Annotated in this window: 14 protein-coding genes; 5 read left to right on the top strand and 9 right to left on the bottom strand. The window is 52.3% G+C overall.

The window, feature by feature from the left end; translation table 11 throughout:
- Nucleotides 1-315 precede the first annotated feature (315 nt).
- Nucleotides 316-1,665, top strand: a complete 1,350-nt coding sequence (gene glpT, locus CLR69_RS19145; RefSeq protein ID WP_129708722.1) for a glycerol-3-phosphate transporter — start codon at nucleotides 316-318, stop codon at nucleotides 1,663-1,665.
- Nucleotides 1,666-1,740: 75 nt separating this feature from the next.
- Entirely contained in the window at nucleotides 1,741-2,826 is a 1,086-nt protein-coding gene (glpQ, locus tag CLR69_RS19140; protein WP_131535031.1) for a glycerophosphodiester phosphodiesterase, read from the top strand.
- Nucleotides 2,827-2,908: 82 nt separating this feature from the next.
- Here glpQ and yigL read toward each other — a convergent pair whose 3' ends face one another.
- Nucleotides 2,909-3,709 carry a sugar/pyridoxal phosphate phosphatase YigL gene (gene yigL, locus CLR69_RS19135; protein ID WP_131535030.1) on the bottom strand — a complete coding sequence of 267 codons (801 nt, stop codon included), beginning with the start codon at nucleotides 3,707-3,709 and terminating at the stop codon, nucleotides 2,909-2,911.
- Between the two features lie 49 nt (nucleotides 3,710-3,758).
- Nucleotides 3,759-4,796: a lysophospholipase L2 gene (gene pldB, locus CLR69_RS19130; RefSeq protein ID WP_131535029.1), complete on the bottom strand. Its 1,038-nt coding sequence runs from the start codon at nucleotides 4,794-4,796 to the stop codon at nucleotides 3,759-3,761.
- A gap of 132 nt (nucleotides 4,797-4,928) precedes the next feature.
- On the opposite strand from pldB, the gene rhtB reads away from it, so the two are divergent.
- Nucleotides 4,929-5,549 carry a homoserine/homoserine lactone efflux protein gene (rhtB, locus tag CLR69_RS19125; protein ID WP_129708734.1) on the top strand — a complete coding sequence of 207 codons (621 nt, stop codon included), beginning with the start codon at nucleotides 4,929-4,931 and terminating at the stop codon, nucleotides 5,547-5,549.
- Between the two features lie 69 nt (nucleotides 5,550-5,618).
- Here rhtB and rhtC read toward each other — a convergent pair whose 3' ends face one another.
- The 3 genes from rhtC to pldA form a co-directional block, all read right to left on the bottom strand.
- Nucleotides 5,619-6,242 (bottom strand): threonine export protein RhtC, encoded by a 624-nt coding sequence (gene rhtC / locus CLR69_RS19120; RefSeq protein WP_129708737.1) that lies wholly within the window; start codon nucleotides 6,240-6,242, stop codon nucleotides 5,619-5,621.
- 43 nt (nucleotides 6,243-6,285) lie between these two features.
- Nucleotides 6,286-8,112, bottom strand: a complete 1,827-nt coding sequence (gene recQ, locus CLR69_RS19115; protein ID WP_129708741.1) for an ATP-dependent DNA helicase RecQ — start codon at nucleotides 8,110-8,112, stop codon at nucleotides 6,286-6,288.
- 98 nt (nucleotides 8,113-8,210) lie between these two features.
- The gene (pldA, locus tag CLR69_RS19110; RefSeq protein WP_129708743.1) at nucleotides 8,211-9,077 is read right to left on the bottom strand and encodes a phospholipase A; all 867 of its coding nucleotides are present in this window, start codon (nucleotides 9,075-9,077) and stop codon (nucleotides 8,211-8,213) included.
- A 251-nt stretch (nucleotides 9,078-9,328) separates the two neighbouring features.
- Here pldA and CLR69_RS19105 point away from each other — a divergent pair, with 251 nt between their 5' ends.
- Both CLR69_RS19105 and rarD read left to right on the top strand, forming a co-directional pair.
- Nucleotides 9,329-9,817 carry a thioesterase family protein gene (locus CLR69_RS19105; protein WP_131535028.1) on the top strand — a complete coding sequence of 163 codons (489 nt, stop codon included), beginning with the start codon at nucleotides 9,329-9,331 and terminating at the stop codon, nucleotides 9,815-9,817.
- A 133-nt stretch (nucleotides 9,818-9,950) separates the two neighbouring features.
- The gene (rarD, locus tag CLR69_RS19100) at nucleotides 9,951-10,880 is read left to right on the top strand and encodes an EamA family transporter RarD (protein ID WP_129708746.1); all 930 of its coding nucleotides are present in this window, start codon (nucleotides 9,951-9,953) and stop codon (nucleotides 10,878-10,880) included.
- On the opposite strand, the gene CLR69_RS19095 is transcribed toward rarD, so the two are convergent.
- The 4 genes from CLR69_RS19095 to CLR69_RS19085 form a co-directional block, all read right to left on the bottom strand.
- On the bottom strand, nucleotides 10,846-11,904 hold the full coding sequence (locus tag CLR69_RS19095; RefSeq protein ID WP_129708749.1) for an AbrB family transcriptional regulator: 1,059 nt from the start codon (nucleotides 11,902-11,904) through the stop codon (nucleotides 10,846-10,848). The genes rarD and CLR69_RS19095 overlap by 35 nt on opposite strands.
- A gap of 199 nt (nucleotides 11,905-12,103) precedes the next feature.
- Nucleotides 12,104-13,054, bottom strand: a complete 951-nt coding sequence (gene corA / locus CLR69_RS19090) for a magnesium/cobalt transporter CorA (protein ID WP_129708752.1) — start codon at nucleotides 13,052-13,054, stop codon at nucleotides 12,104-12,106.
- A gap of 166 nt (nucleotides 13,055-13,220) precedes the next feature.
- Entirely contained in the window at nucleotides 13,221-13,277 is a 57-nt protein-coding gene (gene ysgD / locus CLR69_RS23465; protein WP_349814568.1) for a YsgD/CorL family protein, read from the bottom strand.
- Between the two features lie 187 nt (nucleotides 13,278-13,464).
- Nucleotides 13,465-14,211 carry a cyclase family protein gene (locus CLR69_RS19085; protein ID WP_131535027.1) on the bottom strand — a complete coding sequence of 249 codons (747 nt, stop codon included), beginning with the start codon at nucleotides 14,209-14,211 and terminating at the stop codon, nucleotides 13,465-13,467.
- Nucleotides 14,212-14,321 lie beyond the last annotated feature (110 nt).

The raw sequence follows: 14,321 nt of genomic DNA, 5'->3' as shown, positions 1-14,321 counted from the left end.
CTCGCTCCAGGCGGAGGATATAGAGGGTGTATGTTGCTATTGGGACACAAAAAGAAGGGTTAATGTTTGATAAAGAGCAAAAACGAACACCAAACGAAAACAAAGGGGAGTTTAAAAACAATAAGTGTGATTTACATCACTAAAACCACACTGTGGAATTTTCCGATTCTGTTAACATGAGCGCAAAAATCGTCACAGTTTCATAAAAATGTAACATTAGCGTCATGAATCACACTCATTTGTACGCTAGCCGCTTACAATAACGTTCGTAATAGAACAAAAAAGCTATCGTTTTTTTTCGCATTGGAGATATCTATGCTGAGTATTTTTAGGCCCGCAGCCCACCAGGCGCGCGTATCGCAGGATCGTGTCGATCCCCTCTATCGCCGTCTGCGCTGGCAGATATTCATGGGGATCTTTTTTGGCTACGCCGCCTACTATCTGGTACGCAAAAACTTCACACTGGCCATGCCTTACCTGATTGAACAAGGTTTCTCACGCGGTGACCTCGGCTTTGCGCTATCAGGTATCTCTATCGCCTACGGCTTTTCCAAATTCATCATGGGTTCGGTATCTGACCGTTCCAATCCACGGGTTTTCCTGCCTGCGGGTCTAATTCTGGCGGCTGCCGTCATGTTATTCATGGGCTTCGTGCCATGGGCAACGTCCAGCATTGCCATCATGTTCGTCCTGCTATTCCTATGCGGCTGGTTCCAGGGAATGGGATGGCCACCATGTGGACGCACCATGGTTCACTGGTGGTCACAAAAAGAACGTGGCGGCATTGTGTCGGTATGGAACTGTGCTCACAACGTCGGTGGCGGGCTTCCGCCTCTGCTGTTCCTGCTGGGTATGGCCTGGTTTAACGACTGGAAAGCTGCTCTCTACATGCCAGCCTTCGCCGCCATTCTGGTTGCGCTAATCGCATTTGCCCTAATGCGTGATACCCCGCAATCCTGTGGTCTACCGCCAGTCGAAGAGTACAAAAACGACTATCCGGTTGATTACAATGAGAAAGACGAAGAAGAACTGACGGCTAAGCAGATTTTCATGCAGTACGTTTTCCCGAACAAACTGCTGTGGTACATCGCTATCGCCAACGTCTTCGTTTACCTGTTGCGTTACGGCATCCTAGACTGGTCACCGACTTACCTGAAGGAAGTGAAACACTTCGCACTGGATAAATCCTCCTGGGCTTACTTCTTGTACGAATACGCGGGTATCCCCGGTACGCTGCTGTGCGGCTGGATGTCTGATAAGGTCTTCAAAGGTAACCGTGGTGCAACGGGCGTGTTCTTCATGACGCTGGTGACAATAGCAACCATCGTGTACTGGATGAACCCAGCCGGTAATCCGGGTGTGGACATGGCCTGTATGATCGTCATCGGCTTCCTGATTTACGGCCCGGTGATGCTGATTGGTCTGCACGCGCTGGAACTGGCACCGAAGAAAGCAGCGGGTACCGCAGCGGGCTTCACCGGTCTGTTCGGCTACCTCGGTGGCTCCGTTGCCGCCAGCGCCATCGTCGGCTACACCGTTGACTTCTTCGGTTGGGACGGCGGCTTCATGGTGATGATCGGCGGCAGCATTCTGGCGGTGCTTCTGCTGATTGTTGTTATGCTGAATGAGAAAAAACATAAAGCAGAGTTAGCCAATCGCGCCTAACCCGCTCTTGTAAGCATCCCTCTGGCGGCGTCCTGATGACGCCGCCTTTCTCTCAACAGAAAGAGGTTTGATCGCATGAACGTTACCGTAACATCTCTGATCTCCGCCCTCGCGCTCTCCGTTTCCTTTAGTGCTTCTAGTAACGCAGAGACTTCCGCTTCATCAACCGATAAAATCGTTATTGCCCATCGTGGAGCTAGTGGCTATCTGCCTGAGCATACGCTTCCGGCGAAAGCGATGGCCTACGCTCAGGGTGCCGATTATCTGGAACAGGATCTGGTACTCACCAAAGACAATGCGCTTATTGTCCTGCACGACCACTATCTGGATCGCGTTACCGATGTGGCAGAACGTTTCCCTCAACGCGCCCGTAAAGATGGACGCTTTTACGCTATCGACTTCACGCTACAAGAGATCAAATCGCTAAAATTCACCGAAGGATTCGACATTAAAGACGGCAAACAGGAGCAAAGCTACCCGAACCGTTTTCCAATGTGGAAATCCGATTTCCGCATTCATACCTTTCAGGAAGAGATTGAATTTATTCAGGGTTTGAACCACTCAACTGGCAAGAACATCGGCCTCTATCCCGAAATTAAAGCACCGTGGTTTCACCATCAGGAAGGGAAAGACATCGCGCGCGAGACGCTGACGGTGTTGAAGCAGTATGGCTATACAGAGAAAAGCGATAAGGTCTTCCTGCAATCGTTTGATGTTACAGAGTTAAAACGCATCAAAAACGAATTGCAGCCGCAGATGAAGATGGATCTGAACCTGATTCAACTGATCGCCTATACCGACTGGCATGAAACCTACGAGAAGCAGGCCGATGGAACGTGGGCGAATTATAACTATGACTGGATGCAGCAGCCCGGGGCAATGAAACAGATTGCGACCTATGCCGACGGTATCGGCCCGGACTACCACATGCTCGTTCAGAAAGGTTCGACGCCTGACAGCATCACCTTTACCAATATGGTGAAGGAAGCTCATCAGAATAACCTTCAGGTACACCCATTTACGGCAAGAGCCGACAGGCTACCGGCGTACGCCAAGGATATCGATCGGCTCTACGATATTCTCTATCGCCAGGCAGACGTTGACGGCTTGTTTACCGATTTCCCCGACAAAGCGGTCGATTTTCTGAAAAAACCGCGCTAAAGCGCTAATGCTGATCGCTGAAGTTCCGCGTTCCCATCGGGCACTGCGTGCCCGATGATGCGTCAGAGCGAGAATATACGACTTACTTCAGAAACAGTTCTCGCAGGTAATTTGGCACCGCGCTATCTGCGTTAGAACCAATCACTTCGCGATCCGGCAGTAAATCTTTCAGGCGTTGATGCGCATTCTGCATGACGCAGCCTTTCCCGGCCATCGACAACATTTCGTAGTCGTTCATGCCATCACCAAACGCCACGCATTCTTTGAGCGAGAAGCCGATAATCTTCGCCACCTGCTCCAGCGCATGCCCTTTAGACACGCCGCCCGCCATCACTTCCAGACAGGTCAGGGTAGAAAAGCTCACGTTGACACGGTCGCCCCAGCGCGCGTTGATCGCTTCTTCCAGCGGAAGCAGTTGCTCATGAGTATCGCAGGTAAAGAACACTTTGCTGACGCCATCAGTCTCAAGCAGCGCTGGCTCAAACAGCTTGTATTTAAAGATCGACTCTTTGAAGAAACGTTCTTCTTCCGCGCGCGGACGGTTCATAAACCATTCATCATCGCGGTAAACGTGCGTCAGCATATCGGGATTAGTGTGTACGACGCTGTAAAGGTCGCGGGCAATGTCCTGATCCAGATTGTGACTGAAAATCAGCTCGCCCTGCGAGTTGTGCACGCGTGCGCCATTCGAGGTAATCATAAACGCGCTGATGCCGAGGTTATCGCGGATCTGCGCAACATCCATATGATGCCGTCCGGTAGCGAACACAAAGTGAATCCCTTTCTCCGTCAGCAGTCTGAGGGTTTCTTTCGCATAAGGGGACAGCGAGTGGTCAGGTGACAGCAGCGTGCCATCTAAATCGGAAGCAACGACATGGTACATAACGATGAGATCTCACTTCTGGTGTATTGGCGGCACTCGCCGCAAAAAATTAAGGGTAACGGGCAAAGTGCGCAAAAATCAGCGCAAATGCGTGAGCACGAAGGTTATCCGTTTCAAATAGAATTTCATGCCGCGCACCGTGGATAACCTGCAAAACACCGTTTGAATTGGCGCTAGCGCTCTGTGTCAGTGCCTGGCAAAACGCATTCTGGCTGCGGTTATCCACCACACGTTCTTCTCCCGCCTGTAGCAGCAGAAGCGGTGTCGTCACAGCACTAGCCTGTTCCAGCAGCTGTTTCCCCGCCTGTATCGCCTCACGCACCCAGTGGTAGGTGGGCCCACCTACGCGCAAATCCGGCGAGTCCGCGTAAAATCGAATACTACGCTGGTAGCGTTCACGGCTGTGCGTCAGCACATTCATCCGATAAGGCAAAGGACGCCACTGTCCAGTGCCGATAGCGTAGTAATCACGTATCGCCGGGCGACGTTCCGCCCAGTCGACAATCCACCCGGCAACGCAATGGGGAAGCGGCAAACGAATGCCAAACATCGGCGCGCACAGCGCCACAGCATCAAACATCGCGGGCTGACGAATCAGAAGCTGTGCCAGAATCGCGCCGCCCATTGAATGCGCCAGCGCAAAACGGCGGGTATAGCGCTTCGGGCCAATATGCTGCTGACACAACGTTTCCGCGTCATCGACATAATCACTGAAACGCTGCACATGTCCGCGATGGCCATCTTGCAACACCCGCCCCGAACGTCCTTGCCCTCGGTGATCCATGATGAGCACGTCATAGCCACTATGAAAGAGGTCATACGCCACTTCGCTATATTTGACGTAACTTTCGATGCGGCCAGAGAAAACCACGACAATCTTGTCGTGCTGCGGCGCGGTAAAACGAACGAACCGAATCGGCACCTCATCCACGCCAGAGAATTCGCCCTCTTCGCGCTGACGCCAGAAATCCAGTAATTCTCCGGTAGCAAAAGCGGCAAACTGCGCTTCTCGCATTAACAGACCTGCCGTTAACGATTCAGGCGTTAACCGTTCCGACGTAAACAACGTATTGTGGCGTTGAATCATCACACCTCTCCGGTGACGCAGGGAAAACAAAGCTAGCGGAAGAACATGACAAGCGGTGGAGCACGAGCGTATTGTGACATAAAAAACAGACAGACTCTCGTAATACAGCGCGTGATTCAGGAGCAGGATTTCATGACATTGGATTGGTGGTTAACCTACTTACTCACAACACTTATTCTCAGCCTGTCACCCGGTTCGGGAGCCATCAACACCATGAGCACCGGAATTAGCCACGGCTATCGTGGCGCGGCGGCGTCAATCTGTGGTTTACAGGTCGGACTGGCGATTCATATTGTGCTGGTCGGCATTGGGTTAGGCGCATTGCTTAACCAATCCGTGCTGGCTTTTGACGTACTGAAATGGCTGGGCGCGGCTTATCTGATTTGGCTGGGGATTCAGCAGTGGCGCGCCGCAGGTGCACTTGACCTTAAGGCGCTCGCCAGCGCGATGCCGCGTCGCAAACTCTTTAAACGCGCGGTGCTGGTGAACCTGACCAACCCGAAAAGCATTGTGTTTCTGGCAGCATTGTTCCCGCAGTTCATTATCCCTCACCAGCCGCAAGCCGCACAGTATCTGGTGCTGGGTATCACCACCGTTGTGGTCGATATCATCGTGATGATTGGTTACGCCACGCTGGCCACGCGTATCGCCGGATGGCTGAAAGGCCCACGGCAGATGAAGACACTCAACCGGATATTTGGATCGCTGTTTGTGCTGGTCGGCGCGTTACTTGCCACCGCGAGAAAAGCCTGATGAAGACAACGCACCGCATCGAATGACGGCGCGCTGTTGTTTCTCCACCAGAAACGCTCTGGGAAAAGATTAGCGAGAGAAAATCAGGTGCAGGCCGAAACCGGTAAACAACACACCAGCAACACCATCCACCCATTTCGCCAGACGCTGATAGCCACGACGCATTGCAGGTAGTGCGAAAACCAACGCGACCAGACTAAACCAGATCAGCGTTTCAATCGAGATCAGCGCAAACAACCCCCAACGCGCACCGCTGCCGACGCTGTCGCCGACAAACAGCGAAAACACGCTGCCAAAGTAGATCAGCGCTTTGGGGTTTGCCAGATTCGTCAATAATCCACGCATAAAGGTTTTACCGCGCTGAGGTAACACCACTGCCGTTTCCTGCGTGGTTTCCAACTGTGCTTTACTTCGCGCCGAACGCAGCATTTGCCAGCCCATCCAGCACAGATACAGCCCACCACCGACGGTAATTGCCGTATGCAGCCAGGCCATTTTTTGCAACAGCAGGTGCAGCCCCAGCAGCGCGATTGCCGCCCAGATCACCACGCCCAGAGAAATACCCAGCACGCCCATCATCGCTTCGCGGCGGGAACGGCTGGCCGCGGTTTGTGAAACGAAAAAGAAATCCGGCCCCGGGCTCATCAGTGCAATAAAATGCACCAGCGCCACCGTCAGAAATAGCATCAGCATGTTGATTTTCCTGTTTTTTAAATGTAATCAGACAAGGCGAACATCACTCGTCATCATTATCGACATGATCGCGAATCATGTTCATGAAAGGTGCACCGAAACGTTCGAGTTTACGGTGGCCGACGCCGTTGATGTTCAGCAGCTCACCCGCAGTGATAGGCATGAGTTCAGCCATCTCTAGCAGCGTGGCATCACTGAAAACCACGTAAGGTGGAATGTTGTCTTCGTCCGCGATGGATTTACGCAGCTTGCGCAATTTGGCAAACAGCTTGCGGTCGTAATTGCCGCCGTAAGATTTTTGATTAGCGCGGGGCTTCAGGTTAATCACACGCGGCACGGCAAGTTGCAGCGGCATCTCCCCCCGCAATACCGGACGTGCAGATTCGGTAAGCTGTACGGCGGAGTGCATCGTAATATTCTGATTCAGCAAACCCAGATGAATCAGTTGGCGCAGCACGCTGACCCAATGTTCTTGCGATTTATCCTTACCAATACCGTAGACCGGCAGTTTGTCATGGCCGAAATCACGGATACGCTGATTATTCGCACCGCGCAGTACCTCGACGATATATCCCAGACCAAAGCGCTGCCCGACACGGTAGACGCAGGAGAGCGCCTTTTGCGCCTCAACTAACCCGTCGTAACGCTTCGGCGGATCGAGGCAAATATCGCAGTTACCGCAGGCCTGTTGACGCCCTTCACCGAAATAGTTCAGCAGCACCAGACGTCGGCAGGTCTGCGCTTCGGCAAACGCGCCCATCGCATTGAGCTTATGGCGTTCTATATCCAACTGCGGCCCAGCGGGTTTCTCTTCCAGACAGCGACGCAGCCACGCCATATCGGCCGGATCGTAGAACAGTGCCGCTTCTGCCGCGAGGCCATCACGTCCGGCACGCCCCGTTTCCTGATAGTAGGATTCGATGTTGCGCGGAATATCAAAATGCACCACGAACCGCACGTTAGGCTTGTTGATGCCCATACCAAACGCGACCGTCGCTACCACAACCTGAAGATCGTCACGCAGGAACGCTTCCTGTACCTGTGCGCGTCGTTCATTGTCCAGCCCAGCGTGATAAGCCCCTGCGCTCAGCCCACGAGCCTGCAAACGCGCGCTGATATCTTCCACGCGAGAGCGACTATTACAGTAGATAATGCCGCTTTTCCCCCGCTGCCCCTGTACGAACATCCAGAGCTGATCGAGCGGTTTGAACTTCTCCACCAGCGTGTAGCGGATGTTTGGGCGGTCAAAACTGCTGATCTGAATCAGCGGCGACTGAAGATCCAGCAGGCGAACGATATCGCTCCGCGTGGTCTCGTCAGCGGTGGCCGTCAACGCAATAAAAGGAAGATGAGGAAAACGCTGCTTAATCTGCCCCAGCGCGCGGTATTCAGGGCGGAAGTCGTGTCCCCATTGGGAAATACAGTGCGCCTCATCCACCGCGATCAGAGAGATCTGCCAATGGGCGAGATGATCGAGGAAGCTATCCGTCGTCAGGCGTTCCGGCGCAATATAAAGTAGCTTGATCTGACCAGTACGACAGCCTGCCATCACCTCAAGCTGCTGTTCACGCGTCTGCGTCGAATTGAGGCAAGCGGCGGAGACGCCGTAGGCCTGAAGCTGATCGACCTGATCTTTCATCAGCGAAATCAGTGGCGACACGACCAGCGTCAGCCCGTCCATCACCAAAGCGGGGATTTGGTAGCACAGTGATTTACCGCCGCCTGTTGGCATGATAACCAAACAGTCCTGCCCACTGAGCGTCGCGCTGATAATTTCCTGCTGACCCGGTCGGAATTGCTGGTAGCCGAACGTGTCCCGCAGAACCTGAACCGCCAGCGCTTCCTTATTCAATACTTCCGCCGTAGACACGCCTTCCCCAATTCAATGAAATCAAACAGGCGCTATTTTCAGCGCCGTCGGGTAAAACTGCAATGGTTAAAAACCGCAATCGCTAAAACACACGATCGTTAGAACATATCGTTCAGCGTCACCCCAACACCAAAGCGGGTCTGACGGTGGTTGTAGTCAATCAGGGATTCGCCGTAGCCGCTAAAGACTTTGGTGTAGAAGCGAACATGACGTGTCAGCGGGTAGCTCCAGCCCAGTTCACCACCGCCGTAACCGCTGTTCCAGTTATAGCGGCCTTCCGCGCTAAACACACTCTCGCCCCACACATACCCGACGCGCAAACGATAATGACCCATGTATTTAATGATATCCGGGTTATCGTCCTGGCTGTCGGAGAAACGCACCCATGGCTTCACATCAACCTGCCAGTTGCCGTTCTGCGCCATCAGACGCATATAAGCACGGTTCCAACTACGTGAAGTCGGCTCGGAACGGCCATTAGACTGGTGATTAAAGCCCATCTCCACATCCCGCAGCGTCCAGCCTGCTAAGGTGTAGTTGGTTGCCCAGCCCAGGAAGACCTGTGGCTCATAGTCGGTTTCACGGAACGGAGAAGACTCACTTTTATTAGACAGCTGCCACCAGGAACGCTGGGTATAAGACGCCCCCAATAAGGAGTTTCCCCCCAGAATGCCACGCCAGATCGGGAAACCGAGACTCAGTTGATAGTGCACTTCGTCTTTACGCGCTTCATCGCCCCAGTTATAGCTCTGTATCGCCGTTTTATTGATGTTGCTGGTATAGGTATACAGTAAGTAGTTACTTTCGTAAGGATAGAGAATAAACGGGGTATCATGCTCTTGTAACAGGCTAGCGATAATACTGCCACGTACCGCGGGTTGATTCGGCGCAGGGGCGTTTGTTGTATCTTCAGCATGAGCCTGTGCCATCAGTAATGCTGCCAGTACGAGTACTATTTTACGCATTCATTTTCTCCGACATTTTTTTATACGACGTTCGTTTTATCCGACGTTCGTTTAACTAACTCGTGGTGAGTCGTTCCCCACTCAAGCCCGCCATTCTACACAGTTCAACGACGTTTGAATTATCGTTCTCCCGTTTCTCGGTCTTTTCTGGAAAGAAACAAAATCAGCGCATAAAATAAACACTTGCATAACTTAAAACCATCAAATTAACTACATTCGACGAGTGTCTCTTATTTGGGCGGGAAACAACCATGGCTGACATACCATCATTTCAGGGAACCACACTAACCAGAGATACCGTGCGCCAGCTCGTTGGCGAGATTTTCATTTACAAGATGCCGTTCAACATCGAACTAGGCCTTGAATTACAGCAGTTTGAAGCCGACAAAGCCGTATTGGCGTTCGCTCGTCAAGATAAGCTCATCGGCAATGCGGCACAAAAGATTCTGCACGGCGGCGTGATTGCTGCGGGGTTGGACGTTGCCGCTGGATTGGTCTGCGTCGGCAACACGCTGCTGCGCCATGAGACAATCAGCGATCAGGAGTTTCATCACCGACTCGCACGCATGGGAACCATTGATATGCGAGTCGATTATCTGCGTCCGGGTTATGGGGAGCGCTTCACCATCACCAGCACGCTGCTGCGCGGTGGTAATAAAATCGCGGTCGCACGCGCCGAATTGCATAACGAACAGGGTTCGCATCTGGCCAGCGCCACCGCAACCTATATTGTCGGATAGCACGTAATATCGGATAACATTTATCGTTGGCAAACATCCGTCGCTAGCAACGCGTGTCTTTAACACTTTACGTGAAAGCGCCCACAGTTTTGGGTAGACTTAGCGTTTTCCCGCCGTCCTTATCGAGTTACCCATGAACGCGCAACAAACCCGTGAGGGGATCTTTTTCGCCCTCGGTGCGTATTTTATTTGGGGAATTGCTCCCGTTTATTTCAAGCTGCTTGAGCACGTTCCACCCAATGAAATACTGACGCACCGTATTATCTGGTCATTCTTTTTTATGCTGATCCTGCTGACGGTCGGTCGGAAATGGCGTCAGGTGAGCCATGCCTGCCGCAACGTCAAACACCTGTTTCTGCTGGCATTAACGGCGGTACTTATTGGCGGGAACTGGCTGTTGTATATCTGGGCGGTCAACAACCATCACATGCTGGAAGCCAGTCTGGGATATTTTATCAACCCGCTGGTCAACGTCATGCTGGGTATGATTTTTCTGGGCGAACGCTTTCGCCGTCTGCAATGGCTGGCTGTGCTGCTCGCCGTGATTGGCGTACTGGTTCAGCTGTGGACATTTGGCTCGCTGCCGGTTATCGCGCTCGGTCTGGCATTCAGCTTTGCGTTATACGGTCTGCTGCGTAAAAAGATTGGTATCGATGGGCAAACCGGCATGCTGATCGAAACGCTGTGGCTACTGCCGGTGGCGGTCACCTACCTATTCTTTATTGCCGACACACCAAGCAGCCATCTGACAGCCAACCCCTGGTCGCTGAATCTTCTGCTGCTCTCCGCAGGTATCATCACCACGGTGCCGCTCTTGTTCTTTACCTCGGCGGCCATGCGCCTGCGCCTGTCAACGCTCGGCTTTTTCCAGTATCTCGGCCCTACCATCATGTTCATACTGGCAGTGGTGTTCTACGGTGAAACATTCAGCAGCGACAAGCTGGTGACGTTTGCCTTCATCTGGGGTGCGCTGGCGCTGTTTATTCTGGATGCACTTTATACGCAACGTAAGCTACGACGCACGTCAGCTACAGCGTCCCAGCCTCAACACGACGGGAAATAAAGCGCGATAAGATCGGGCTAAACAGCAGCGTCGAAAACAGCCGCAGCGTCTGCATGGCAATAACAAACGCCATATCGACCCGACTGCCTGCGGCAATAATCGCAATCGAATCCAGCCCGCCGGGGCTGGTCGCCAGAAAAGCGGTCAGCATATCCACCGGCATAATTTTCGTCACCATCCATGCCATTCCGCCACACAGCAGCATCAATCCAACAATTGACGCTATCATGTGAGGCAATGTACGTATCGCCAGCAAAAAGATGGGGCGAGTGAAACATAAACCCACGCTCCACCCAATCACGGCGTAGGCCAACGCCAGCAGCCATTCCGGCGTTTGCAGTTGTAATGTACCGCTGGCATGCAGCATCGAACCGATAATCATCGGCCCCAGTAACGCCCCAGAGGGAATACGTAAGCGTCTTGCTAACCATGCACTACCAAATGCTACGCCGAGCGTCGCGAGAAAACGCCAGTCCAGCGAAGGGAACCACACTAGCATGGCACTGTTTTCTGCCGCTTCGTCACCCAAACTCAGACGTGCCACGAACGCTGCCGAAGCGGTCACCATCAGCACACGTAAATATTGCATGAAGGCGACCAGTCGTACGTCCGCGCCGAACTCTCCAGACATGGCAACCATGGCAGACGCACCACCCGGCGATGCTCCCCAGGTACCGGTTGTTCCGGGCAGTTCGCTAAATTTGACCAGTAACCAGCCAGATAATCCGCTGGCAGCCAGCGTCGCCAACAGAATGAACAGCACCAGCGGCCATTCATTCAGCAAAGGAGTCAGGATAGAAAATGACAGGCTTTGTGCAACCAAACAGCCCAGAACAGCATTACTGCCCACAAAGCCGACGGGCGGGATGCGAATCGTCGCACCATTCAGCCCCATGACGACGCCGACCATCATCGGCCCCAGCAACAGTGCAGCAGGAACGTGGTAAATCTGTAGCCCAAACCCAAGGGATAATGAAACTGACAGCAGGATTCCCCATTGCACCCACGGTGACATCCCTTTCATGCACACAACCTGTTTTTAATAATAGAAAGTAAGGATAGAAAGACTGTCAGTCATTCTATACAGAATGAGCAGAGAATAAACGCATACAGAACAAGAAACAGAACGAAATAGTTAGGTGAGAAACTATAGGTTTTAGATAATTCAAGGCAGGATTTTGATGCGCCTGATTGAGTTAACCATCAGGCACACCTGGGCAGGTTTACAGCCAGTTTTTACGTTTGAAATAGAGGTACGGAGCTAGCCCGGCGAGAATCATCAGTACGATCGCACCCGGATAACCAAACGACCACCTCAGTTCTGGCATAAACTCAAAGTTCATCCCGTAACTGGACGCCACCAGCGTCGGCGGCAGGAACACGACGGATACCACCGAGAAGATCTTGATAATCCGGCTCTGCTCAATGTTGATGAAGCCCATCGCCGCCTGCATCAGGAAGTTAACCTTCTGGAACAGGGATTCGTTATGCGGCAGCAGAGATTCGATGTCGCGCAGAATTTCGCGCGCTTGCTCCAACTGGCCAGATGGCAAGCGGGCTTTACGCACCAGAAAGTTTAGCGCGCGTTGGGTATCCATCAGACACAGGCGAACTTTCCAGCCCACATCTTCCAGTTCCGCCAGCGTGGACAGGGCGTCGTCGTACTCGTCACCCTGACGCCCTTCCATAATAATGCGGCTCAGCGATTCCAAATCGCTGTAGATGTTTTCAATTTCATCCGCCAGTTGCTCAATTTTCGTCTCAAAGAGATCGAGCAGCAGTTCGTAAGCATTGCCGTCCACCATCGTTTGATTACGAGCGCGCATACGATACAGGCGAAACGCAGGCAGTTCGCGCTCACGCAAGGTATACAAGCGACCATCGCGAATGGTAAATGCCACGGTAGAGTTACCGGCGTGGTCGTCAGCATCTTCAAAAAAGAAAAAGGAGTGAATATGCAGGCCGTCTTCATCTTCAAAAAAACGAGCCGACGCCTCAATGTCTTCCAGTTCCGGGCGAGTTGCCAGACTTTGTCCCAGTTCGGTTTGTACTTTCTCACGCTCATCGTCTTCCGGTTCGATCAAATCGACCCAAACAGACGTGGTGAGATCATCGGAGTCATCCAATTCCAGACGAGATAAACGGCAATTATCCAGTTTAAATGCGCTCAGCATGGGCCATAGCTCCCCTTTCAGTAGCAGAGATGGACAACGCGATTGAAGCACAGAAACAGAGGTGAGGTGTCACCGATAGGTTTCAGTCCGTTCGACGGATCTGACTCATAGCGACAAAAACAGCATCGCTGACAACCACGAAGGATATCAGCAGAGGAAGATAGCCTTAGAAGTTGTACCTAATGAACAGGTTAGTGAGCCAGTATCGACTGGGTGTGTCCAAGGCGTTAGTCCTCCGAGAATAATGATGCGCGCATGTTACGCTGAGATGAAACAGACTTCAACTTTAAAACCGCGGCTGAAACACGCTGTAAAATATTGGTCAAATGGATACGCTTTATCCAGTAAATCCGTCGCTGAAATCAGTAAAAACGCAGTTCCCCAAAACAAAAAGGAACCGCGTATAGGCATTAAGCGTTGTCTGGTAAATAAGCAATGGCACGGACGGGGAAGCCAGGCGCACCAGCAAAATTAGGATAGCTGACGTGAATATAGGCGCCGGTAGATGGCAGTTGATGCAGATTATTCAGCACTTCCACCTGCCAGGCATTCTGGTTCAGCACAAAGAATTCACCAATAAGCCCGCTGTTGCGACGGAAATCAGCGGCGGAATCCGTATCCAGCGTTTCGTGCCCTACCGCGCTAATGCTGCGCTCTTCAAACAGGAACGTCAGCGCCTCAAGCGACCACCCCGGCGTATGGCTGTTTCCCTGCTCGTCCTTATTCGCAAAGGCATCAATATCTGGCCAGCGCGAACTCCAGCCGCTGGCAAACGCGACAAAGCTTCCTGACGGAATATCCCCGTGGTCACGTTCAAACGCCAGAATGTCTTCGACAGAAAGACGATAATCGGGATCGAGCGCGACGGCGTCTTGTTTATGAAGCACCACCAGCGGCAGCAACAGTTCTTTATTATCAATCCGATCCAGATAACGCTTACCCGCAACAAAATGTCCCGGCGCATCAATATGCGTCCCCGTCTGGGTGGCAAACGTCACAGCCTGCGCATAGAACCCATGCTCTTCAACATTAAATAAGGTCTTGCGCTGTAGCACGCCTTCAAACGCGCCAAAAATAGGAATCGACTCCGTAATCGTATGTGTAAGATCGACCCATTTTTTCTTCTGTAACTCGGCAATAATCTGATCTAGCGTCATGGGCATGCTCCTTTTTTATTGTGATACCACACATCCATGGATACGCGGCAGGCCACCTAGCATTGTCGAAAATGACGAGAAAGATTAATACAGGATTTTTATAAGTTATA

Source organism: Pectobacterium zantedeschiae (genome assembly GCF_004137795.1).
In the GTDB taxonomy this organism is placed as follows: domain Bacteria; phylum Pseudomonadota; class Gammaproteobacteria; order Enterobacterales; family Enterobacteriaceae; genus Pectobacterium; species Pectobacterium zantedeschiae.
This window is presented reverse-complemented; position numbering and strand designations above follow the sequence as displayed.